Source organism: Teredinibacter sp. KSP-S5-2 (assembly GCF_032773895.1).
Taxonomy (GTDB): Bacteria; Pseudomonadota; Gammaproteobacteria; order Pseudomonadales; family Cellvibrionaceae.
Window position 1 is genome coordinate 4,573,214 of the sequence record NZ_CP120416.1, and the last position, 22,665, is coordinate 4,595,878.

The following is a 22,665-nucleotide window of genomic DNA, read 5'->3' on the forward strand; positions in this document are numbered from 1 at the left end:
GGGCAGAGGTTTTCTGGCTTTTTACTACTCTTCTCTCCTTTCTTTAAAATTCAAACTGTCGAACTGTAAGTAAAGTACGTCTTCCGCAGGCTTGCTATCCCATCGCTTAATACTCGGATATACTCGTTAGAATTGCTAACCGCGAGTCCACAATTGCCGAGCAAAAGTGTTTGTAGGGTGTGTGATTACTTACTTAGTCTGAAATCAAAATCCTATTTTGGTTGGGTGACGAATTGTATCTCTTTTTTTAATATCAATCATAAAAACTACTACATGTAATTTTATTGACGGTATTACATGTAATAAACTATATTTGCCCTATGAAAGCAAAATCCTCAGCACATTACCAACGAGAGTATCGGAAAAGACTTCGAGAACAAGGGTTAGTGAAAAAGGAAGTCTGGATCCTTCCAGAAAATTCTGGACGGCTCGCTGAATATGAAAAGCATTTAAGGCTTCGAGGCGACACCGTCGCTTCAAAAGGAGAGATAAGCATGAGTAACAGCAAAAAAGAGAGCAGCTGGAATACAAGTAGTTTGTATGACTCTCTAAAGGAAACTGAGTTGTTTGCCAGTGGTTTGGCTGCGATTGAACTAATAGATGGTGTCGAGCCAGCGATACATATCACAATGAAAGAATACGGCGACCTGCCTATTTTCCTGACCGTTTCGGGTGACCAGATTATTGCTGAATCCGTTCTTTGGTCTGTGTCGGAGGTAAAAGATGTTGCAGGGTTTAATGAAGCGATTTTGAGAACACACAAATACTTCCCCCTCTCCACAATTTGCCTTGATCAGATGGGCTCAAACGGTGACTACTATCAGATGTTTGGGGCGCTGAGTTCGACCTCGCTAATACAAAACGTAGTATTTGAAATTGAAGTGTTGGCAAGTAATGTTATTCAGGCGACGGAAGCTTATGGCGAGTTTCTGAACATTTCCGTTGAAGCGAGCTAAGCAGGAGTAGACAAATGAATATTTGGTCAAAAATGATGACCGCGTTACGCGGTGGGGTAAACGAAGCTGGTGAGGCAATTGTTGATAGCCAAGCCCTAAGAATCCTTGATCAAGAAATCCGGGAATCATCGGAAGAGTTGAATCAATCAAAAGATAGCCTGGCGGAAATATTAGCTCGGCAAAAAGTGGCGGAAGAAAAATGTGCGCAATTGGAACTGCAAATAAAAGAACATGAAGGCTATGCGATTAAAGCACTGGATAAGGGGGATGAAGGGTTAGCAAGAGAAGTCGCGGAAAAAATCGCAGATCTTGAAAACCAACATACTCAGGAACAGGAGGCCGCAAAAGGCTTTGAACAGAGTGTGGCATCTCTTCGACAAGCTATAAAGCAAGCAGAACAAAACCTGAAGCGCATTAAACAACAGGTTGATACCGTTAAAGCGACAGAAAATGTGCAACGTGCCCAAGCTGCGGTGGCGGAGCGTCATAGTGGATCGCAATCCAAAATGCGAACAGCGATGGATTCGCTGGAACGTATCAAGGAAAGACAAGCATTAAAATCTGCACAAATGTCTGCAGCAAAAGAAATAGCAGAAGAGACGTCAGAAACATCACTTCAATCGAAACTTGAAAAAGCTGGAATTGCATCCAGCGGAAAAAGTGCCGACGATATACTTGATAGGTTGAAGAAAAAATAAATGCTGTTAACAGATGTTAATTAACAACATATAAAAATCAGCAATATGGAGGGTGGGGTATGTTTGCGATCTTTTTTATGGAGGATATGGATCCGTTTTATCAGAATATCTCATCCTTCCCTACCGTAATTTTTACGTTCTTTCTCGCCATCACAGTTCTCTATTGGCTGATAGCTGTATTGGGTTTTATTGATATCGATATTCTCGATTTCGACCTTCCTGAGGCTGATGGTCTTGAAATCGAAGGCGAAGGTTTTTCCAACCCGGATGTTTTAGCCGGGCTTATGTTACGCTTTGGCCTTCAGGGAGTTCCTGTAACAGTTATCATATCTTTTATCTCACTGCTTGGTTGGATATTCTCCTACTATATTGTCCACTTTTTACTTGGGTTTGTACCTGAAGGAGCCTTGCGTTTTCTGGCAGGAATCCCGGTTTTATTGTTTAGTTTATATGTGGCCGTAATGATTACAGCCGTATTGATTAAACCTCTACGTCCCTTGTTTAAAAAAGCCCAGCAACAAACTGTGAAACATGTACTTGGACAAACCGCAATTGTTAGAACTTCGAAAGTAGACTCGGAGTTTGGCGAAGCGACCTTGGAAGATGGTGGAGCTGGTTTGATTTTGAAGGTACGAACAACCGGGGGCGAAGAATTTGTCAAAGGTGATCGAGTGGTTTTACTGGAACATCTGAAAGACAAAAATACCTTTCGAGTTATCTCGGAAAAAGAGTTTTTAGGAAACAAATAGCAAAATTAAATTTAATTAGGATATGGGGTAAACAGCTATGGCTGATCTATCGGTTCTTATGCCAGTTGCAATTGGCATTGGTATTGTTTTTATCATTCTTATGGGATTTGCTGCATTATTTAAAGCGTTCTATGTCAAGGTTGAGCAAGGGACGGCTTTAATTGTTAATGATATGTCCCCAAGGCCCAAAGTACATTTCACTGGGGCTTTGGTCTATCCCATTATCTATAAAAAGGAACTAATGAAGATCTCTTTGATTACCCTGGAGGTTGACCGAAGAGGAAAAGATGGTTTGATTTGTGCCGACAACATGCGCGCTGACATTACCGTTGCATTTTATCTGCGTGTGAATGAGACAGCTGAAGATGTGTTAAAAGTCGCCAAATCGATAGGCGCAGATAGAGCCTCAGATAAAGGCGCAGTAAATGAACTTTTTAACGCAAAGTTTTCGGAAGCATTGAAAACGGTGGGTAAACAAATTGAGTTTGTTAAGCTGTTTGAAGATCGTTTGGAGTTTCGTGAGAAGATTATTCGAGTTATTGGTGAAGACCTAAATGGCTACGTGTTGGAAGATGTGGCGATTGACTACCTGGAACAAACGCCAAAAGCTTCCCTGGATCCAAGTAATATCCTCGATGCTGAAGGTATTAAGAAAATTACTGAGTTAACAGCGGAACAGAATGTTCGCACCAATATTCTGGAAAGAGATGAAGAGCTGGCGATTAAAAAGAAAAATGTTGAAACGGTAGAAGCAATGTTGGAGCTTGAAAGACAACAAGCAGATGCCGAAGCAAAGCAAGAAAGAGAAATCGCGACAATTCGGGCTAGGGAAGAAGCCGAAACTAAAAAAGTACAAGAGGAAGAGCGACTTAAAGCTGAAACGGCAACGATTCAAGCAGATCAGGACTTAGCTGTTCAAACAGAAAACCAGAAGCGCGAAATTGAAGTTGCTGAGCAAAATCGTCAGAGAGCCGTTGTTATTGAAGTGGAAAAAGTAACACGCGCGAGAGACCTGGAGATCGTTGCCAGAGAGCGTGAAGTTGAGTTACAACGAATTGAAGCAGAAAAAGCGGTTGAGATTGAGAGAAAAGAAATTGCCAATGTTATCCGCGAACGTGTTGCCGTTGACAAAACAGTTGCGATAGAAGAAGAGCGTATTAAAGAAGTAAGAGAAGTGTCCGAAGCGGACCGGGCTAAGCAGACACAAGTTCTTGCTGCAGAAGCCGAGGCTGACGAAGAGAAAGTTAAGCAAGTAAAAGCCGCAGAAGCGGAAGAGCTGTCAGCTAAACATAAGGCTGTGGAAATCACTACGCTTGCCCAGGCTAACCTGGAAGCGGCAGCCAAAGAAGCAGATGCGAAGAAAAAACTTGCGGAAGGTATTCAAGCCGAACGTGCAGCACCTGGTTTAGCGGATGCGAAAGTCCAAGAAGCCAGAGCAGATGCACTTGAAAAAGAAGGTATTGCGGAAGCGAATGTGATTAGAGCGAAAGGTCAAGCCGAAGCCGATGCTCACCTGGGTACAGGTAAGGCTGAAGCCGAAGTGATTGCTGCGAAAGGTGATTCGGAAGCGAAAGCTGCAAAAGAAATTGGTATGGCCAATGCCGATGTTACACGTGAGCACTTTAAAGCCGAGGCAGACGGCCTGGTTGATAAGTTTAATGCCATGAACAGCATGAGTGCAGATGCTCGAGCGCATGAAGAATATCGTATGGGTCTTGAAACGGCACTGAAAGAAGCGTTGGCTTCCATCGATGCGGGTAAAGATATTGCCAGAGAAAATGCTGAAGTACTTGCAGTAGCATTACAGAAAGCGAAGATTGATATTGTGGGTGGTGAAGATCACTTCTTCAATAACTTTGCTAAATCTCTCTCTATTGGTAAAGCCGTGGATGGCCTGGCAGATAAGAGCTCAACCATATCCGCCCTTATTGATCGCGTTATTTCCGGAAAACCTATCATCCCAAACCTATCCGCTACGGATAAAGAAGAAGACAAAGCGTAAGTGCGAGCAAATAAAAAAAGGGGCCATAGGCCCCGCTTCTTATATGTGATTTTTGCGTAGGGTAGTGATATGGAACAGCGGGATGAAACCGGTAAAGCTTCGGATGCGGTGGATAGCGCCGTTGCCGAAGGTGGTGCCTATGAGATTATTCGAAAGCGATTAGAAACTCAGGGACAAACACTTTCCAACAAAGCCAATGAGCTAAATGCGGCGCGCTTAGGCGAGTTTGGCAGCGCTGACATGGAAGTGAAAGCCAGGGTACGAGTACGAACAGAAAACAATTGTATTGCAAGAGATATTGTTCAGGTTAGTGATTACTTGCTTTTTGGCTACAACGTTTTTCTGGGCCTTAAAAAGGAAACAAGAGTTGAAGATGTTTTTGCTCTGTTTAATTTACAAGAGCAGGACGGAAGTTTTGACATTGTTCAGGTACCTATCAGCGGCACATTCCTGTCACAAAGCGGTTTTGTTAACGATTTTGAAGAACTGTATCGCTACTACAAGCACACCAAATTAACCCAGCTTACAATTAAAGACGGAAAGCTACTGGCCGCTTTTCAAATTGGTGAGCGACCAGAAGATATACGGGTATTTCGTTGGTCCGTTTCTGCTGATGGAAAACAGCTTAAATATATAGATAATCGCGGCGAACGCGATATTCAACTTCCGCCAAAGTATGATTTTGAATGGATTGAAACAACGCGTGAAAATACCGTAAATGGGCGCCATGCTCACGTCAATATTCTCGATACGGTATTTGTTGAAACTATTGGTGGGGACCTTACCGTTAAGGTCGAAAATAACACGGAGGATGGTCTCGGTATCTATCGGGAGCCGGTAGAAGACAAAACCCAATCTCTGGATGATGCACACATTGCTTATGCCGCGATTGGTGATTTAATTTTGTTACGCATTCGCCCCTATAGAGAAGAGCAATACCGTTACCTTATTTTTAACACATTGACGCAAGATGTGCTGAGAGTCGATGCAATTGGTCAGTCCTGTGTCCAATTACCGGAAGATCATGGTTTGGTTTTCCCCGGCGGGTACTACTTACAAACCGGTGAGTATAAAAAGTTTGACGACGATGCCGCCGGCCTGATGTTTAAACGTTCTATCCGCTCTCCAAACGGAGAAGATGTTCTCTATGTTTTCTATGAACCAGTTGAAGGTGTGGTTGGTTTGTTCGCCTACAACATCATCGAGAAAAAACTTCAAAATCCAATATACGGTAACGGTTATGCCCTGGCTGAAAATGGTCAACTAGTCATTTTTTCTGCGGAAGCTGAACCCACGCGTGTGCACCCGATGCAGGTTTGGCAAACACCTTATCAAAGTGCAGAATTTGCCAGTAAAGCGCCAGCCAGTCAGACGTTTTATGGAAAAATTGGTAACGCAGAACTAGTGCGTGGTGTGTCTGATTTATACAGTATCTGTCGGATGATCAGTAATCAGTCGGTTTCATTGCGTCTTTATGAAGAACTCAGCAAGGCCGCCAAAAAAATATTTGATGATCACTACTGGATAGGGGATACGGACACTAAAGAGATTGCCTCATTAATAAAGGAAGTAGCCGCAACTTCTGAACTGGTTATTGATGAATTTGAAAAAGTAGAAAGTATTCGCCAGCAATCGGCAAAAACAATGCTGGATGCCGAACGGGAACAGGAATCCCTAATTCAATCGGTGCGCCCGGATAATTGGCAAACTGCCGAAGAATATGTTGAAGCCTTGGGCAGGCTACGGCGTCAACGAGGACATCTAACAACCATAAAAGATTACCGATACATCGATTTATCTCGTGTCGAGGAATTAGAGAAACAACTACAGGATGTTGAGGAGTCTCTATCCCGGAAAACAGTTGATTTCCTGTCGGATGAAAAAGCGTTAGATCCCTATCTCGAAAAAATCGAGGTTTTAAATAAAGAAGTTGAAGAGGCAACGACTAACGCAACCTTGCAGCCTTTAATCGAATCAATTGAGCAAACAGCCTTTGGCCTGGATCTACTCTCTGAATTAATGGGAACGCTTCAAGTTGATGATGCGACGGTTAGAACGCGTATTATTGACGCGATCTCATTGGTGTATTCCAAACTTAACCAGAGTAAAGCGAACGCCAAGCACAAGCAAAAAAATCTGGGCTCGGAAGAAGCGAAAGCGCAATTCGGTGCGCAGTTTAAGTTATTTTCCCAAAGTATTACCAACGCCCTGGGCTTGGCGTCGACACCAGAGAAGTGTGACGAACAGCTCTCGCGCCTTTTAGTTCAACTCGAAGAACTGGAAAGTCAGTTTAGCGATTTCGATCAATTCCTCGCTGACATTATGGAGAAGCGCGAGGAAGTCTATGAGTCTTTTGAAAGCCATAAACAACAACTATTGGATGAGCGTCAACGCAAGGCACAGTCTTTAAGTGATGCTGCTTCTCGCATATTGGCCAGTATTGAAAAGCGTTCGCTAAAATTTACCGCCGCAGATCAACTCAATACCTATTTTGCCTCGGACGCGTTGGTACTGAAAATCAAAGAACTGGTCGAACAATTGCGCAGTTTGGATAGTGCAGTGAAAGCGGATGATATTGAATCACGCTTTAAAGGCATTAAGGAACAGGCTCTACGTTCTTTAAGAGATAAAACCGATATTTTTGAACAGGGCGGCAATGTAATTAAATTGGGTCCTCGACATAAATTCTCGGTAAACACTCAGGAATTGGATCTGACTATTATTCCCCGTGATGGCGAATTGAATCTCCATTTAACAGGGACAACTTTTTATGAACCGATTAAAGATGACGAGTTGCAAAGCACACGCGAATACTGGGATATATCTCTGGAATCAGAAACGCCCAAAGTGTACCGAGCTGAATACCTTGCCTCTTTAATCATTGAGTCCGCAGAAAAGCAGCGTGATGGACTTTCCATTGATGCTTTGAATCAGGGGCTATTAGATGAAGCAATACTGAGCAAACTGGTAAAGGAATTTGCGGCTCCTCGATACAAAGAGGGTTATGAAAAAGGCGTCCACGATCACGATGCCGTTTTATTATTAAATGAATTACTACCCGCGATAGATCGAGCGGATCTACTTCGGTTTGATCCGTTAAGTCGCGGTCTTGCGCAGATATTCTGGGCGAACATAAAAAGCTTGGCGAAAAACAAACCGCAACAAGCTGAGCGCGCGTCATTGTCATTTACCACCTGGCCCGAACGAGCGCAATCTGCAGCACAGATGCAATCATTTTTCTCCAGCACAGAAGCCGTAGAATTACTCGCTGATGAGGTCAGGCATGCACTTACCGACTTTATTCAGCAACATCCAATACCGGTGACGGAACTGGATATTCGTCGTGCTGCTGATTACCTCGTTGCAGAGCTTAGTCGTGAACGTATTGAGTTCATTGGTAGCAAATATGCTACGCAACTTGTTGAAGAGCTTAAGCGCTCGATGGATGACGGTAGTTGGCGTCGCTACCAAATGGCATTGGAAAAAATGGTTGGCTGGCCAGCAGAGCGTTGGAATTTATCAGTTGCATGGTTGCAGGCTTTGACGGAAAAGAAAAACTTAGGGAACCTGGCTCGCTACATTCCTGAAGCAGTTGCTCTTATCAATGCGGATGAACGTCTGGAAAGGCGCTTTACTGAAGTTGACCTTGAGTTAACTATTGACGGCCTTTTAGGGGATCACCCGACTATTGAAAATCGTCAATTACGTTTTTCTCTGGATTCCTATTTGCTACGTATGGAGAATCACCGTTTTGAAGTGGTGCCTGCATACCACCGCTATTTAAAGCTGCGCCAGGAAGCGATCAGTAACAATCGTGAAGCATTACGTCTGGAGGAGTTTAAACCTCGTCCGCTCAGTTCCTTTGTTCGGAACCGTTTGATTAACGAATCTTATCTTCCCCTTATTGGTGACAACCTCGCGAAACAAATGGGAACCATCGGTGAGAACAAGCGTACAGATCTCATGGGCTTGTTGATGATGATTTCTCCGCCCGGCTACGGTAAAACGACATTAATGGAGTATGTTGCCAATCGGTTGGGATTAATTTTTATGAAAATTAATTGCCCATCTTTGGGTCATGATGTGCTGTCCCTTGATCCCGAGCAGGCTCCTAATGCAACCGCCAGGCAAGAGTTGGATAAGTTAAACCTGGCTCTGGAAATGGGTAACAATGTTATGTTGTATCTGGATGATATCCAGCATACTCACCCGGAATTCTTACAGAAATTTATTTCCCTATGTGATGGTACTCGTCGAATTGAGGGTGTATGGAAAGGCAAGACTAAAACCTACGACATGCGTGGGCGTAAGTTCTGTGTCGTCATGGCCGGTAACCCTTACACCGAATCAGGAGAGGCGTTCAAAATTCCCGATATGTTAGCCAACCGGGCGGACATCTATAATCTCGGTGATATTCTCGGTGGTATGGATGAACAGTTTGCGCTGAGTTACATTGAAAATGCGCTTACCTCCAACCCCGTACTTGCGCCATTGGCAGTCCGGGAAATGTCGGATGTCTATAAGTTAATTGATATGGCCAAAGGGGCAAACATTGCGACCACGGATTTAAGTTATGCCTACAGTGGTGCGGAAATAAATGAAATTACTGAAATCCTGAAGAAAATGTTTGTTGTGCAGGATGTAATCCTAAAAATAAATCAACAGTATATTGCTTCGGCTGCACAAAACGATAAATACCGAACTGAGCCTCCGTTCAAGTTACAGGGTAGTTACCGTAACATGAATAAAATGACGGAAAAAATCTCGGCAGTCATGAATGAGCAGGAGCTAATGCAGATGATTGCCGACCACTACGTTGGTGAGGCACAGCTGTTAACAACTGGTGCGGAAGACAACCTGCTTAAACTGGCTGAACTCAGAGGCAATATGAGCGAAGAGCAGAAGGCTAGATGGGACCAGATTAAAAAAGACTTCCTGCGCAACAAGGCAATGGGTGGAGACGATGCAGATACGGGTGGCAAAGTCGTTGCGCAATTGGCCGACCTCGTTAGTGGTGTTCAGTCCCTGTCGGATATAGCCGCACATGCTGCAGCCTCGCCCTCGAAAGAAGGTGATAAAACTGCCGCTGCGTTGATGGTAATGATCGACAGACTCTCCGAAGTTCTGCAGAAGTCCAAACCTTCTATTAAAGTGGTGAACGAACCTGTTCCTGGAATCGACAAAATCCTCACGGTTTTAGCAGAAACTATTGAGCACAGTATTTTTCCATTGGTACGCAGTATGGATAAAAAACTGGAGATTGATTTAAGAACACACGAAAAAATGAAAGATATCTCCCGCCAATTACGAACTCTGGAAGCACAGGTGATTGGTAAAACGGATAAGGGCTCTGCAAGCTAGTTTTTAGTGATGGTGGGGTCTTTTTGGTTACGTATTAAAATAATTATTGGCCTGGTGTGTGTTTTGGTTGGTGTGCATATTGCCAATGTAATGCTCGAAGGGCAGCTGCAGTATTTTGGTATTCTTCCTCGTCACTGGGGAACCTGGTATCACATATTTACGTCGCCTTTTATTCATCAAAGCTATGGCCATCTGATAAACAACATAATAGGTCTGAGTATCTTCAGCGCAATATGTCTATTGCGTCCCGTACGTTATTTTGTGATAGCCAGTTTTTTCATCATTGTGGTAGCGGGTGTTTTGGTTTGGCTGTTTGGAAGGCCCGCCATTCATATAGGAGCAAGCGGCTGGATTTTTGGTTTATGGAGCTTATCGATAATGACAGCCTGGTTTGATCGAAGCTTCAAAAATCTTTGTATTGCTGTATTTGTTGTCTTTCTTTACGGTGGAATGATTTACGGCATTTTGCCAACCCGACCAGGGGTTTCTTACGAAGCCCATTTGTTTGGTTGTGTGGCAGGTATTCTTTTTGCGGCAATGGCCGCTAAATCTCCTCGTTTTAAAAGGGCACTGCGGTGATAAGTGTTATAAAAAAAATTCTGGGGAAATTTTTTCCCCCAAAGCCTAAGGCCAGTGATGTTGTATGGCAGCAACGCTGGAGCGATATTCTGCAGAAAAAAGTTGCATTTTATCGAGTACTGAATGCGCAGGATAAAGCGCTATTTCACCAACGTGTACTGTTGTTCTTGGAAACTACGGCGATTGAAGCAGGGCAGTTTGAAGTGACAGAAGAGGATGCATTGCTGGTCGCAGCAAGTGCAATTATCCCCGTTTGGGGGTTTCCTAATTGGCACTACTTTAATCTTAAAGCCGTGTACCTTTTACCCTCCTCATTTAATGATCAATTTGAGTGTGGTAAGCCTGACTCTAATATTTCCGGTATGGTGGGTACGGGTCCATTTACGGGGAAAATGGCATTGAGTCGTCCTCATCTATATGAAGGATTTGAAAACAGCCGTGATAAACAAAATGTTGGTATTCATGAATTTGTGCACTTGGTCGATATGGCCGATGGTGATTGTGATGGCTTTCCTGAGCGACTGAAGGAATTTCAGTTTTCGATTCCATGGTTTGATCTGGTTGAGAAAAAGATTGAAGAAATTGACTCCAACAAAAGCAATATCCGGGATTACGGCGCAACCAATAGAGCGGAATTTCTGGCTGTTGCTTCAGAATATTTCTTTGAAAGGCCGAGAATGCTTCAGGAAAAACACCCGAAGCTTTTTGCAGCTTTAACTGAATTCTATAAGCAGGATGTTATGGCCATTGCTGAAGATGTCCGAGTTAGAAAGAACAGCCCCTGTCCGTGCGGAAGTGGGAAAAAATATAAACGTTGTTGTTTACCAAAAGAGTAAAAGTAAGGAGTCAGTATGGATTGTCCACAGTGTAAAGGTTACCAGCTTGAACCCAGTGAATTGGAAGTTGGGCTAATCGCTTGTCGTTGTGCAAAATGTGAAGGTGCATTGCTGCCCCTAATGAATTATCGATACTGGAATGACAACAACTTGAATGTTGAGTCAGAGCCTTCAACCACCACAATGGTAGAAGACAACACCCAGGCAAAGCTCTGTCCAAAATGCCAGCGCATGATGACAAAGTTCAAGATAAGTGCTGAATCAGGAAATAAAATAGAACTATGTACCGGTTGTGATGAAGCCTGGTTAGATAAAGGCGAGTGGCAATTGCTTAAATCCCTTGATGTACAAAATAAGCTACCCAGTATTTTTACTGACGCTTGGCAAAGAAATATTCGACTTAAACAACAGGAGAAAAGCTTAAATAGCCACTATGAGGAAAAGCTGGGTACAGAAGCTTTTGAAAAGATATGCAACTTCAAAGAGTGGATGGAAAAGCAACCGGATAGAGGCGAGATTATTCAATACCTAATTACTAAAGTGCAGTAATTGTTTTAATAAGTCAAAAAGGAACAACACAGTGAGCGAAAATAGAGATTATCTAGAAATGTCCTTTCACTCGATTAATTGCTTTGCTGACGGCGAGCTTTGCGTTGATGAACTGAACCAAATTGTCGATATCGCATTAAAGGACGGTGTGGTAGACGAGAATGAAAAACGCATATTGAGAAACATTATTGGTCGGTTGAACGAAGATGAACTTCAAGGTGATTTACTGGACAGGGTCAATCAGTTACGAACAGACTTAAAGCTCTAACCAAATTATGTACTGGTTGGGGGGAAATCTGGCTCCGATAATTTGATATGTAGTAGCTCCAACTCAATCTGACAGACGGCTATCGACACAAAGCCAAAGGCACCGAAGAAAGGCCAAATCCCTCGGATAGATCAATAGCGTGAATGGATTTCACTTTTTCTATCTGTTTTTGAATTGGATCGATCAGAGATGTCGGAAGCAATGTGTATCTGTCTTTCTGTCCTTTTCCCCGAAAAACAAAAAGTGATTTATTGTCAAAGTCGATGTCTTTAATTCTGAGTCTCAGCGCCTCATTCACTCTTAGTCCGCAACCATAAAGGATCGCAGTAATAAGCCAATACTTACCTGATAAGCAAGAAAGGACTCCATTGACTTCCGAGTGAGATAACACCGTGGGTAAATTTCTTGGGCGTTTCGCATACCCATAATTTAATCCTTCAATCTCCTGGTTTATAACATGCCGATACATGAACACGAGGGCACATAGGGCTTGGTTTTGAGTGGCGGCTAAATAGTTAAAAAACCGTTCAATTTCTGCATTCCCCATATCTTTAGGATGCTTCTTGTTGTGGAAATGAATAAAAAATCGAACCCAGTAAAGATACGTTTTTTCGGTTTTCAAACTGTAATGGCGGGTACGTAGTTCAGTTCGAATAAGCTCAAGAAAGGGAGAGGGTTTCATAATCGTTTCAATCCATTGATATGTATATATATACAGTTATATTGAAAAATAGACATTTTTTCAAGAATGGGGTCTAATGAGAAACGAAAATGAATTCTGTGTTTTTCCAGGCGTTAGAAAGTAAGTTGTTGAAAACCAAGGAAAAACTGTCTCCTCATTGAGTGCATAGAAGACCCGGAAAGGTCTGTTATGTACTCAGGCAGCTTTTCTCCGGCCAATAGCCTTCCTCAACCTAGCTTTCAGCTTGTTAACACATTGAATTTAAATAAGAAATTTTATGGGTGAGAATCGTTCTTATCCGGGTATATACGGAATTCCGTATAACATACTGATACACGGCCTCGCTCGCTGCGCGACCTCGGCCATGTATCGGGTCGGTGCTCAATTTTTTGTCGCAGATAGTTGTCCGCGCAGTGCGATTAATTGAAAAAGAATTAATTTTAAACTAAGAAGTGGTTGGCGAGAATAGGCGAGCGCGTCCGCCTATCAATCTGCTCCAAAAGTTCACCCCTGCGGGGCGACATTGAGCACCGACCCGTTATGCACTATGTTGAATATGGAAATGATCAAGCAAATATTAATTGTTAATTGGCAGGCGTTGCTTATAGCTTTTGTATCCGTATTCATTCTGTTTAAAGCTAATATTCGGAATCGTGCAGTGGCGATTGTAGGTTTGGTTCTAATAGGCTTAACTGGTGTCATAGGGGTAGCAGGAGTAATGGTATCAGAGCTATATTGGCCAGCCCATTTTAGTAGCACAATTATTGGTATATACAGCTTGGTAAATATTGCTTCAGCGTTTAATAGCATCGGGTTAATACTAGTGGTTTATTGTCTATACAAGCAGGGTGCCAATGCATAACAAGTGTATGTTGCACCAGCCACTGCGTGGCTTGGACAGTTTTTCGCTCGTTCCTCGCTACAAAACTGCCGCCAATACAAGCGTTATAGCCTTCAAAAGAATTAGATATGTTATTAAACGAATTACGAAAATTTAAACTCAAAAAAGAACTAATTACTCTTCGTAGAGATTGTGGAGATGACGATATCACAGGTGAAGTAATAGACGTAAATGAAAATTATGTTGTCTTTATTTTGTGGACTGATGACGGGTTATACGATGGCACTACTGTTTTTGAAATTGATCAAATTAATGAAGTGCTTTGGGGGAATAGAGAGCATGAGTCTATAAAATTACTGGTAGAAAAATTCGGAAAACGACCCGTATTTGAATTCGAATCCATAGAGTTTGAGAAAGTAGTATTAGAGGCATTTTCAAAATATAAACATTTGTCTATCTATCATGAACATGGCGAAGATAGCTTTGATATTTGTAGCTTAGATGAAGTTGATGAATATTGGCTCAAAATTCTTACGTATGGACCAATGAAAACATTATCAAGACTTGGTAAGATAATAAAATCTGAAAATATCTTAAGGTTTACTATCGATTCACCATATCAAAATAATATTGTTTCTTTACATAGTCATGAGCTATAACAAATAGCTCAAATGGACGTTTTTTACGTCGCTTGTTTTGTGCTTTAATAGCACAAAACAATCAACTATAAAAACGCCCCTTAGCTAGGCGATACACGGCCTCGCTCGCTGCTCAATTTTTTGTCGCAGATAATTGTTCGCGCAGTGCCATTAATTGAGAGAGAATTAATTTTAAACTAAGAAGTGGTTGGCGAGAATAAGCGAGCGCGTCCGCCTATCAATCTGCTCCAAAAGTTCACTCCTGCGGGGTGACATTGAGCACCGACCCGTTATGTGTGGTTAATCTGATGGATATTGCAATCTTTCCAAAAGAAGTTGTCGGCACTGTGATGCATGAGGGGATTGAATTTTCATCCTGTACTTTTATCGAAATCTTTTTAGATGGAGCTTCATTCTGTGAGATAGAAGATTTCGAAGGTGGTGTGGTTGTTTGGGATGAGCTGAAGAAGTCTGCAGTTGATTCGGGTAAATATCTAATCTTTACCTGTTATTGCGGTATCCCCGAAGATGGCGGTTGGGACTTCATAAATGTAACTCACCTAGACAATGAAATTATTTGGGAATTTGATAGGGTTTCTTGTAGAAAAATTGTGTTCAATAAGGCTGACTACATTAGTCAAATAAATGATTGTGGTGCTTTGCTAAGGCTGGAAAGTTATCCACTTGCAATGCCAGTTTCTCGTATTCCTTATTATTAAAACTAGGCACATAACACCTATATGACCGAACCTGTCAAAGATCAATAGGAACCCAAAACGCTCGCCCACATAGCAAGAGTTAATAAAAATAATTCGACCACTGACAATCATTTCCCATTTGGATTGATGACTGTACCAAACACCTATTGAGAGTCCGCGCCTAAGTTTTCTTAGGCGTGCTTTGGCTTTGCCAAAGCGCTACTAGAAACATATTGGTTACCCTTAATCTGGCGGTTCAAAAAATCGGGCTTGCATAGGCATCCAGTTATACACTTGCTCAGATAAGGGGCAGTCAAATTCATTGTCAGGAGAGTAGCGTGTCCTGTCTAATCAAGGCAGAAGGGGTTGGCTTATATCAATCAGGCAAACAACAAGCTCAAGGCTTAAACAGATGATTTTGCCTCTGGATTTTTAAGCACTACACCACCAGTTATACACACAAGCTCAGACACGCTACTCAAAACCTATGCTGTTCGAAAGAAATAGTTCATATCAAACACATCGTTTCGTTTCATCATAAAGTAAACGGCACGTCCAAGTTTATGTGCGAGAATAGAAAGCGCTTTTCCCTTGCCAAATTTCTTCGTTAATTTGTCCAAATACTTTTTCGCAGGATCGTTGCCTCGAATAAATAATGCCGCCGCTTCTGAAAAGGCCCATTTTAAGTGGCCATTACCTATTCTCGAACCCGAGGTGCCTAGTTTTTTACCCGCTGACTCTTTGCTGCACTTGACTAACCGAGAGTAAGAACAAAAGGTTTGTACCGTTGGGAATCGGTCAATAGAAAGCACTTCATACATAATGGTGAGGGCTAACACATCACCAATGCCAGGTACGGTTTTTAACCGATACAGCATTCTTCCATCATAGTGTTTTGCATGTTTAATAATGTAGTTTTCCAGTCGGTTAATTTGATCATGAATATGATCCATAACGGCGATATCCGTTTCCACATTAAGTCGAACCGATGGGTTTTGAAAATGATCGGCGATGCCTTCACGGTTGCCTTTGTGAACAATATTCTTCTCAAAGGGCGTTAAGTTGTACTGGTAATTGGTGATGGAGATATGACTTTGAATTTCACTCTTAATCCGTACCAAATGCGCACGTCGGCGCATCAAGTCCCGAATAGGACGAAGTTCGGCTGGATAGGCATAGGCGAGCGGGAAGTCACCTCCACGCATAATACGGGCGATTTTCTCAGAATCCTTTTTGTCGTTCTTGGTTTTACCACCGTGTATGCAGCGCATATACAGAGCGTGCCCCAGAATAAACTCAATGCCTTCTTTGGCACATAAATCAGCTAACCAATACCAGGAAAACATACACTCAACACCGACAACGATATCGTTTCTGTAAGGGGAGAGAAGCTTAAGAAATGTCTTGCCATGAGTTGGTATGTTCTTATGAATCAATATGTTAGCATCGGAATCAAGAATACAGACATACATGGTTTTGGTATGCAAATCGATTCCACAGTAATATTGGTGGGATTTGGTATAAAATCTCATGTGATGGTCTCCTTCTTTGAGAACTTACTTTTGGCGATTTAAGTTTAGAAGGTACCCCCGTTGGTATCTTTAGGAGGAGGTCATCAATAAGTATCAAGTTTGTCCACCCGACACTTTGGCCATAGTGCGGGTGACAAAAGCGATACACGGCCTCGCTCGCTGCGCGACCTCGGCCATGTATCGGGTCGGTGCTCAATTTTTTGTCGCAGACAGTTGTCCGCGCAGCGCGATTAATTGAGAGAGAATTAATTTTAAACTAAGAAGTGGTTGGCGAGAATAGGCGAGCGCGTCCGCCTATCAATCTGCTCCAAAAGTTCACCCCTGCGGGGTGACATTGAGCACCGACCCGTTACATGTAGTCAGCTATGGATGAATTTATTTCAATAATACAGTTTCATACAGCCATACCATTTGGGTACTTGTTATTTTCATTGCTTTGGTTAAGCGTTGTTGTATGGGCATTAAAAAATATTGTTAGTACTCTATGGTCAAGGCGTTTACGCGGGTCAAAGATATATATTGCCGGGTGCTTGCTAGTCGTTGCCGTCGGGTATGCCTATGCAAGTATTAGATATTCAGAAAATATTAATATGAATCCATTTTTTAAAGAGTCTGCCTTAGTTGGCGAGTGGAATTGTGGTAGCTCTAAATTGGTTCTTAAGCCCGATGGTATAGCTACTATTAATCTTAGTGATTCTTTACTCGCAAGGTTGGGTATAGATAATGGTGACGGGTATTGGAGAAAAGAAGGAGATTTTAATCTGGTATTGGGCAGTGCTGCGGTTAATTTTGATTCAAAGAATGGGATGCTCCGAGTAATTCAATATGCAGAAAAATATCGTTTAATAATCGAAGATTACGAAGATCCAGACATGTGGGATGGTAGTCTTGGTTTTAAACAGAAAAACATGTAACAAATTGCTGCACGCGGACACATACTGCTACGCTCGTTTTTGTGTCTGTCGCTGCGCTCCAATTTTACACAAAAACGCTCTCCGCAGTATGTGCCGGTGAGCAAGGCGATACACGGCCTCGCTCGCTGCGCGACCTCGGCCATGTATCGGGTCGGTGCTCAAGTTTTTGTCGCAGATGGTTGTCCGCGCAGTGCTATAAATTGAGTAGGAATTAATTTTAAATTATGAAGTGGTTGGCATGAATAGGCGAGCGCGTCCGCCTATCAATCTGCTCCAAAAGTTCACCCCTGCGGGGTGACATTGAGCACCGACCCGTTAACACTCACAATTGATATGAAACGAATAGATAATTTTGCGTTGGCAACGATTGGCTTGATTTCTCTTTTATTCTCAATTTTACAAGTGAAATTTGGCCTTCAGGAGATGGATGTATCCCCACAAACTGACGCACTATGGATGTTCATCTTTGCCTTATTGGTTGCTGTATGGGCTACTAAAGAGCCTAAGCAAAAAGAATTCTCAGCACCATTTGAGTTTGGTGCGTTTTTATACTTCGTTTGGCCTATTGTTTTGCCATATTACTTGGTTAAAACTAGGGGACTAGAGGGAGTAGTTTTATTTTTTGGGTTTGTAGCCTTATATTACATCCCATTTATATCAGGCTTGTTGGCTTATGTGTTCTATACGTAAGTCGCGTGTTAACAAGTCAATTATGTCGCAGCCTGCGGCTGCTGGGACGCCAAAAAGCTGCGCTTTTCGCCGCCCCATATTGAGTCGTTAGTTTCCAGTTACAGAATCGAGAAATGTTCGGCATATTTAAGAAAAAGGAAGTTGGGTGGCCATTCGATCAGCCAAAAAATTGTGCTGTATTTACAATTCGGCAGATCATAGAAGATAAAGCTCCTATTCAAATTGTGTATCACGACCTAGAAGATGGTAGTTGGCAATTTTTGAGTAACATTGAATATACAATTGCGGATGTAAAGCTAGTTGGCCTAGAAGAAATTGCGAAAATAGATCTAACAGTATTTGAGGTTGCTAAGATTGATCCTGGCTACCATGCTTGGAGAAATAACATCGGTGATAAATGGACTATTGCAAAAACTCCTGCTGATACAGAAGAGTAAACTAACAAGTGGCTGTGGTGTTTGAAATAGACTGAGATTGCCGAGCCTCCAATATCCGCTTCTGAATATCCGATTCTTCGATTCCGAGTTCGGCCAAGAGTCCGCTTGGCACTTTGCCGACTGTCAGATTATGTTCGAACCTGATACAAAAAGAGTCAGATAAAGTCTGAGCCAATACATCTGATAAACGGTAGGAGGGTTCTCTACCGTTTATCGTTATTCAATAGTATTTAAGGTAATTAAGAAAAACGCTTTTTATATTTATTAGTATCACCAATTGGTACGTATTTACTCCGCCTTCTTCCCCGCTGTGTGGTTATAAGCAAAACATATAGCCTTATATTTCCCGGGCGTAAAAACGATAATTTTATGCCTACTAAAGGCTTGAACCACTCTCGCAAAACTGCACTTGGTCACCCATACTCAATATGACTCAGTCACCTATCGTGGCTTTGCATCATATCGACAACTGCTTACCCCCTGTTGTCGAGGCTGGAAAAAGCGTCTATGCTGCATAACAGCATCATGAAAATCCAGGGTTGAAAGCACTTATCAAGCTTTGCCCTCTAAGGAGTTGATCATGCTCTGGCAACCTTCGAAAGAACGTATTCACGCTTCCCAAATGTATCGGTTCATGCATTTTGTTAATGATCATGTATCGCCGCTTGCCGAATTGGATTACCCACATCTATACAGTTTTTCCATTAACAAGCCCAATGCATTTTGGCGCAGTCTGTTTGAGTTTTTTCACGTGGCGCATTCCGGAATTCTTGAACCGGTAAATACCGACGCCGGATTCGAAACCTATGGCTGGTTCCCAAATACCAAACTCAACTTTGCTGAAAACTTGTTAGCAAAAGGTGCTACAGACAATGTTGCCTTAACATCGATAACTGAAAGCGGTGCGAATCGCAAAGTAACTTACGGTGATTTGCGAGAGCTTGTTGGTTGTGTGAGTGAGCATCTGACAGGCTTTATTCAGCCAGAAGAAGTGGTTGCCTGTTATATGCCAAATACTTTGGAAACCGTCGTTTCCATGTTGGCGACTACCGCGATTGGTGGTGTGTTCACATCAACAAGTTGTGATTTTGGTGTCGATGCCGTGGTAGACCGGTTTGAACAAACGGCACCCAGTGTGCTCATTGCTGTGGTTAAATATGAATATAACGGTAAACAGATTGATCAGCTGGAAAAAATACAACAGATTGTAAAACGGCTCCCCACATTAAAAAACGTTGTACTCGTGGACTATTTATCTCCAGGTAAAAGTATTGATGTTAAAGGCATCGCCAATGCCGTTAGTTGGAATGATGTTGTAAAAAACAAAACTACTCAGCCAAAATATGTAGCGCGTAATTTCTCTGACCCGCTATACATCATGTATTCATCCGGTACGACCGGTAAGCCAAAGTGTATTGTGCATTCCGTTGGCGGAACCTTACTGCAACATATTAAAGAATTGGGCTTACACAGCGATTTTGGCGAAAACAAAACGCTATTTTTCTACACAACCTGTGGTTGGATGATGTGGAACTGGATGGTTTCCGGGTTATTTTTTGGTGGAACAATAGTTTTGTATGAAGGTGCACCGGCCTACCCGAACACAACGGCGTTTTTGAAAAATATAGAAAATGAAGAGGTATCCATCTTCGGTACCTCACCCAGGTTTTTAAAAACGCTACAAACCAGTAATACCTCCTTATCGAATATTGACTTCAGTAGTCTGCAAACTATTTTATCCACCGGATCACCGCTGTTACCGGAGCAGTTTGATTTTGTCTACAACAGCATTAAGTCAGATATTCAATTATCGAGCATCTCCGGTGGCACAGATATTCAAGGATGTTTCTTCCTCGGCAACCCCATGCTACCGGTCTATTCTGGTGAACTTCAGAGTGCGGGCCTGGGTATGGAAGTTGTGTGTGTGGACAATAACGGCGATGAAGTTGAAGAAGGCGAATTAATTTGTCGGCATAGTTTTCCTTCCCGTCCTATCCGGTTTTTGAATGATCCTGATGGCGAGAAATTAAAAGACACCTATTTTTCCTATATCGATAATGTTTGGTACCACGGGGACTACATTCAAACCACCGAGCATGGTGGTGCCATTTTTCTGGGACGAAGCGATGCGACATTAAACCCTGGCGGGGTTCGTATTGGTACAGCGGATATTTATCGGCAACTTGAGAAGTTGAATTATATTGACGACGCAGTATGCATTGGCAAACAAAAAGCGGGTGATATTGATATCTGGCTATTTGTCAAAATGAAAGACAACGGCGTGTTAGGCGAAAATCAACTTGCGGAAATCAAGCAAGAGATAAAGGACAACACCTCACCCCGGCATGTGCCGAAAAAAATAGTGGCTGTGCAGGATATTCCCTACACAAGTTCGGGAAAGAAAATGGAAATGGTGGTGAGCAGGATTATTAATGGACAGGCTATCAACAATCAAAATGCTGTAGCCAATCCACAATGCTTGCAGGAGTACCACGATATGGTCTCTTAATTGTCCACATCATCGACGTCGATTTGCCCAGAAAGTCGACGGCGTATATGAGACCAGGACATACCTATGGCCAGTTTTAGGGCGAGCAGTACTTCCATTATCCATACTAATGCAGACACATTTTGCGGTTTAAGCAAGCCTAAATCATAAAAGATCCAAATGATAGTCGCAAACAATGCGCCGATAAGTCCAAGCCCGATCATTCCGAGGGAGCGAAATGTTGCGCGAATATAAATTGCCCAGCCGATTGTAAGCGTAATCGCTGCCAGGGCTAACCAGGGCGTGAGTTTGGGTAAGCTTTGGGTCAACCAATGAAAATAGGAGTAACCGCTGGGGTTAAACGTTGCCATGACTAAAACCAGGGCAAAAAGAAAGCGAATACCAAAACGTTGCCAATCAAACTGCTTCATCTATTTATTCTCCAATTTCTTGTGGTAAACGCGCCATCTGATCTTCTATCCAGGCTTCAGCCTCGGCGGTTACCTGTTTACTGTTCTTACCTTCCGTAGAAATCGGTTCGCCGACGATCACTTGGATAACGCCGGGATACTTTCGAAACTTTTCTTCCGCCGGCCAGCAAATACCGGAGTTCATAGCCACGGGAATAACATCGCAACCTGCTGTACAGGCGATATCAGCACCACTTCGTGCGTATTTTCCTTTTTCTTTAAGCTTCATCCGTGTGCCTTCAGGAAAAATAATGACGTTAAAGCCTTCGGCAATCCGTTTGGTGCCTTCCGATTTGACTTGTCTTAATGCATTTTTCGGGTCGCTGCGATCAATCGCAATGGGGTAGAGAGCACGTAAACCCCAGCCAAAGAAAGGAATATCAAGCAGCTCTTTTTTTAATATTGTGGAAGCCGGCCAAAACGAACCCTGCAGGAATAAGGTTTCCCAGGTACTTTGGTGTTTTGATAACACCACGGCCGGTTGGGTTTTTGTTCGAAGAATATTTTCCATTCCGTGAATCTGATAACGGACGCCGCAAATAACTTTCACCAGGAAAACAATAAAGTGTGTCCAACTGACAATAATACGATGGCGGGCTTTTGCCGGTAGAAGCCAGGTAAACACCGAGATAGTCCCGTATGTCACGGTGGTGCAAAAATAGATAACGGCAAAAATAGAAGAACGAAAATAAAGCACTAGTGGCACCCAGTTAGTCGTTAATTAGGTAATAAGCAAAATCGGATAACCGATCAAATATTTTCACTGCCTGCAATCTTGGATCCTGCGCTATTGCGTTGGGTAACGCCTGCTCCGTTTTTTCTCCTTTCCCTGATCGAACCAGGATTGGTTGACAGTTTTTGGCAAGTGCTAGTTGTAGATCTTTTAATGAGTCACCAACCAGATAGCAGCCGGCAACATTAATCTGTTTATCTTGTTCTAATTGGTCGATCAGGCCGGTTCTGGGTTTACGACAGCTACAGTTGTCGTCTGGCCCATGGGGGCAAAAATAAATTGCCTCTATTTGTCCGCCGCATTCCTCAACCAGCCGGCACATCTTGTTGTGCATTGCAGATAAGGTTGCGAGAGAAAAATATCCTCTGGCCAAACCTGACTGGTTGGTAATGACGGCAACTTTATAACCCTGTCGGGTTAACTGGGCGATGGCTTCTATACTCCCGGGAACAGGCACCCATTCCTCAGGAGATTTAATATATGCATCGGAATCGTGATTTATTACACCATCCCGATCCAGTAGTAGCCACTGCTTGTCCATTCC

At 42.7% G+C, this 22,665-nt stretch carries 21 protein-coding genes; 16 read left to right on the plus strand and 5 right to left on the minus strand.

The window, feature by feature from the left end:
- The first annotated feature begins 494 nt into the window (after nt 1–494).
- The 9 genes from P5V12_RS19520 to P5V12_RS19560 all read left to right on the plus strand — a co-directional run bounded on the left by P5V12_RS19520 (nt 495) and on the right by P5V12_RS19560 (nt 11,998).
- Nucleotides 495–956, plus strand: a complete 462-nt coding sequence (locus P5V12_RS19520; protein ID WP_316954753.1) for a YjfI family protein — start codon at nt 495–497, stop codon at nt 954–956.
- 14 nt (nt 957–970) lie between these two features.
- Nucleotides 971–1,654 carry a PspA/IM30 family protein gene (locus P5V12_RS19525; protein ID WP_316954754.1) on the plus strand — a complete coding sequence of 228 codons (684 nt, stop codon included), beginning with the start codon at nt 971–973 and terminating at the stop codon, nt 1,652–1,654.
- Nucleotides 1,655–1,713: 59 nt separating this feature from the next.
- Complete coding sequence (locus P5V12_RS19530; protein WP_316954755.1) at nt 1,714–2,403, plus strand: DUF1449 domain-containing protein; 690 nt, start codon at nt 1,714–1,716, stop codon at nt 2,401–2,403.
- 37 nt (nt 2,404–2,440) lie between these two features.
- Nucleotides 2,441–4,405: a hypothetical protein gene (locus P5V12_RS19535; RefSeq protein ID WP_316954756.1), complete on the plus strand. Its 1,965-nt coding sequence runs from the start codon at nt 2,441–2,443 to the stop codon at nt 4,403–4,405.
- A 69-nt stretch (nt 4,406–4,474) separates the two neighbouring features.
- On the plus strand, nt 4,475–9,766 hold the full coding sequence (locus tag P5V12_RS19540) for a DNA repair ATPase (RefSeq protein WP_316954757.1): 5,292 nt from the start codon (nt 4,475–4,477) through the stop codon (nt 9,764–9,766).
- 9 nt (nt 9,767–9,775) lie between these two features.
- A complete protein-coding gene (locus P5V12_RS19545) occupies nt 9,776–10,345 on the plus strand; it encodes a rhomboid family intramembrane serine protease (protein ID WP_316954758.1) in 570 nt (189 codons plus the stop codon).
- Complete coding sequence (locus tag P5V12_RS19550) at nt 10,342–11,181, plus strand: zinc-dependent peptidase (RefSeq protein WP_316954759.1); 840 nt, start codon at nt 10,342–10,344, stop codon at nt 11,179–11,181. Before P5V12_RS19545 ends, P5V12_RS19550 begins: the two co-directional genes overlap by 4 nt.
- 15 nt (nt 11,182–11,196) lie before the next feature.
- Complete coding sequence (locus P5V12_RS19555; RefSeq protein WP_316954760.1) at nt 11,197–11,730, plus strand: hypothetical protein; 534 nt, start codon at nt 11,197–11,199, stop codon at nt 11,728–11,730.
- A gap of 31 nt (nt 11,731–11,761) precedes the next feature.
- Nucleotides 11,762–11,998, plus strand: a complete 237-nt coding sequence (locus P5V12_RS19560; protein WP_316954761.1) for a hypothetical protein — start codon at nt 11,762–11,764, stop codon at nt 11,996–11,998.
- Nucleotides 11,999–12,077: 79 nt separating this feature from the next.
- Here P5V12_RS19560 and P5V12_RS19565 read toward each other — a convergent pair whose 3' ends face one another.
- Nucleotides 12,078–12,680: a phage integrase N-terminal SAM-like domain-containing protein gene (locus P5V12_RS19565; protein ID WP_316954762.1), complete on the minus strand. Its 603-nt coding sequence runs from the start codon at nt 12,678–12,680 to the stop codon at nt 12,078–12,080.
- Nucleotides 12,681–13,242: 562 nt separating this feature from the next.
- On the opposite strand from P5V12_RS19565, the gene P5V12_RS19570 reads away from it, so the two are divergent.
- The 3 genes from P5V12_RS19570 to P5V12_RS19580 all read left to right on the plus strand — a co-directional run bounded on the left by P5V12_RS19570 (nt 13,243) and on the right by P5V12_RS19580 (nt 14,878).
- Entirely contained in the window at nt 13,243–13,542 is a 300-nt protein-coding gene (locus P5V12_RS19570) for a hypothetical protein (RefSeq protein ID WP_316954763.1), read from the plus strand.
- Nucleotides 13,543–13,649: 107 nt separating this feature from the next.
- A complete protein-coding gene (locus P5V12_RS19575) occupies nt 13,650–14,180 on the plus strand; it encodes a hypothetical protein (protein WP_316954764.1) in 531 nt (176 codons plus the stop codon).
- A 287-nt stretch (nt 14,181–14,467) separates the two neighbouring features.
- A complete protein-coding gene (locus P5V12_RS19580) occupies nt 14,468–14,878 on the plus strand; it encodes a hypothetical protein (RefSeq protein ID WP_316954765.1) in 411 nt (136 codons plus the stop codon).
- Between the two features lie 464 nt (nt 14,879–15,342).
- On the opposite strand, the gene P5V12_RS19585 is transcribed toward P5V12_RS19580, so the two are convergent.
- Complete coding sequence (locus P5V12_RS19585; protein WP_316954766.1) at nt 15,343–16,389, minus strand: IS110 family transposase; 1,047 nt, start codon at nt 16,387–16,389, stop codon at nt 15,343–15,345.
- 365 nt (nt 16,390–16,754) lie between these two features.
- Between P5V12_RS19585 and P5V12_RS19590 the strand changes: the two genes are divergently transcribed.
- The 4 genes from P5V12_RS19590 (at nt 16,755) to P5V12_RS19605 (ending at nt 20,939) form a co-directional block, all read left to right on the plus strand.
- Nucleotides 16,755–17,303: a hypothetical protein gene (locus tag P5V12_RS19590; protein WP_316954767.1), complete on the plus strand. Its 549-nt coding sequence runs from the start codon at nt 16,755–16,757 to the stop codon at nt 17,301–17,303.
- A gap of 300 nt (nt 17,304–17,603) precedes the next feature.
- The gene (locus P5V12_RS19595) at nt 17,604–17,993 is read left to right on the plus strand and encodes a hypothetical protein (RefSeq protein WP_316954768.1); all 390 of its coding nucleotides are present in this window, start codon (nt 17,604–17,606) and stop codon (nt 17,991–17,993) included.
- A 113-nt stretch (nt 17,994–18,106) separates the two neighbouring features.
- Entirely contained in the window at nt 18,107–18,430 is a 324-nt protein-coding gene (locus P5V12_RS19600; RefSeq protein ID WP_316954769.1) for a hypothetical protein, read from the plus strand.
- Nucleotides 18,431–19,010: 580 nt separating this feature from the next.
- Nucleotides 19,011–20,939, plus strand: coding sequence for an acetoacetate--CoA ligase (locus P5V12_RS19605; protein WP_316954770.1), 1,929 nt, complete (start codon nt 19,011–19,013; stop codon nt 20,937–20,939).
- On the opposite strand, the gene P5V12_RS19610 is transcribed toward P5V12_RS19605, so the two are convergent.
- Genes P5V12_RS19610 through gmhB form a run of 3 tightly spaced genes read right to left on the minus strand, consistent with a single transcriptional unit; the run spans nt 20,936 to nt 22,662 of the window.
- Nucleotides 20,936–21,349, minus strand: coding sequence for a DUF6524 family protein (locus P5V12_RS19610; RefSeq protein WP_316954771.1), 414 nt, complete (start codon nt 21,347–21,349; stop codon nt 20,936–20,938). The genes P5V12_RS19605 and P5V12_RS19610 overlap by 4 nt on opposite strands.
- 4 nt (nt 21,350–21,353) lie before the next feature.
- Nucleotides 21,354–22,085, minus strand: a complete 732-nt coding sequence (locus tag P5V12_RS19615) for a lysophospholipid acyltransferase family protein (protein WP_316954772.1) — start codon at nt 22,083–22,085, stop codon at nt 21,354–21,356.
- A gap of 13 nt (nt 22,086–22,098) precedes the next feature.
- Nucleotides 22,099–22,662 (minus strand): D-glycero-beta-D-manno-heptose 1,7-bisphosphate 7-phosphatase, encoded by a 564-nt coding sequence (gene gmhB, locus P5V12_RS19620; RefSeq protein ID WP_316954773.1) that lies wholly within the window; start codon nt 22,660–22,662, stop codon nt 22,099–22,101.
- Nucleotides 22,663–22,665 lie beyond the last annotated feature (3 nt).

Excerpts from the sequence above, each read along its gene's own strand:
- P5V12_RS19545 (WP_316954758.1), top strand. The coding sequence starts at position 9,776 with ATGGTGGGGTCTTTTTGGTTACGTATTAAAATAATTATTGGCCTGGTG.
- P5V12_RS19525 (WP_316954754.1), top strand. The coding sequence starts at position 971 with ATGAATATTTGGTCAAAAATGATGACCGCGTTACGCGGTGGGGTAAAC.
- P5V12_RS19565 (WP_316954762.1), bottom strand. The coding sequence starts at position 12,680 with ATGAAACCCTCTCCCTTTCTTGAGCTTATTCGAACTGAACTACGTACC.
- P5V12_RS19590 (WP_316954767.1), top strand. The coding sequence starts at position 16,755 with ATGGATGAATTTATTTCAATAATACAGTTTCATACAGCCATACCATTT.
- P5V12_RS19575 (WP_316954764.1), top strand. The coding sequence starts at position 13,650 with ATGTTATTAAACGAATTACGAAAATTTAAACTCAAAAAAGAACTAATT.
- P5V12_RS19605 (WP_316954770.1), top strand. The coding sequence starts at position 19,011 with ATGCTCTGGCAACCTTCGAAAGAACGTATTCACGCTTCCCAAATGTAT.
- P5V12_RS19520 (WP_316954753.1), top strand. The coding sequence starts at position 495 with ATGAGTAACAGCAAAAAAGAGAGCAGCTGGAATACAAGTAGTTTGTAT.
- P5V12_RS19610 (WP_316954771.1), bottom strand. The coding sequence starts at position 21,349 with ATGAAGCAGTTTGATTGGCAACGTTTTGGTATTCGCTTTCTTTTTGCC.
- P5V12_RS19570 (WP_316954763.1), top strand. The coding sequence starts at position 13,243 with ATGATCAAGCAAATATTAATTGTTAATTGGCAGGCGTTGCTTATAGCT.
- P5V12_RS19600 (WP_316954769.1), top strand. The coding sequence starts at position 18,107 with ATGTTCGGCATATTTAAGAAAAAGGAAGTTGGGTGGCCATTCGATCAG.
- P5V12_RS19580 (WP_316954765.1), top strand. The coding sequence starts at position 14,468 with ATGGATATTGCAATCTTTCCAAAAGAAGTTGTCGGCACTGTGATGCAT.
- P5V12_RS19540 (WP_316954757.1), top strand. The coding sequence starts at position 4,475 with ATGGAACAGCGGGATGAAACCGGTAAAGCTTCGGATGCGGTGGATAGC.
- P5V12_RS19535 (WP_316954756.1), top strand. The coding sequence starts at position 2,441 with ATGGCTGATCTATCGGTTCTTATGCCAGTTGCAATTGGCATTGGTATT.
- P5V12_RS19555 (WP_316954760.1), top strand. The coding sequence starts at position 11,197 with ATGGATTGTCCACAGTGTAAAGGTTACCAGCTTGAACCCAGTGAATTG.
- gmhB (WP_316954773.1), bottom strand. The coding sequence starts at position 22,662 with ATGGACAAGCAGTGGCTACTACTGGATCGGGATGGTGTAATAAATCAC.
- P5V12_RS19530 (WP_316954755.1), top strand. The coding sequence starts at position 1,714 with ATGTTTGCGATCTTTTTTATGGAGGATATGGATCCGTTTTATCAGAAT.
- P5V12_RS19585 (WP_316954766.1), bottom strand. The coding sequence starts at position 16,389 with ATGAGATTTTATACCAAATCCCACCAATATTACTGTGGAATCGATTTG.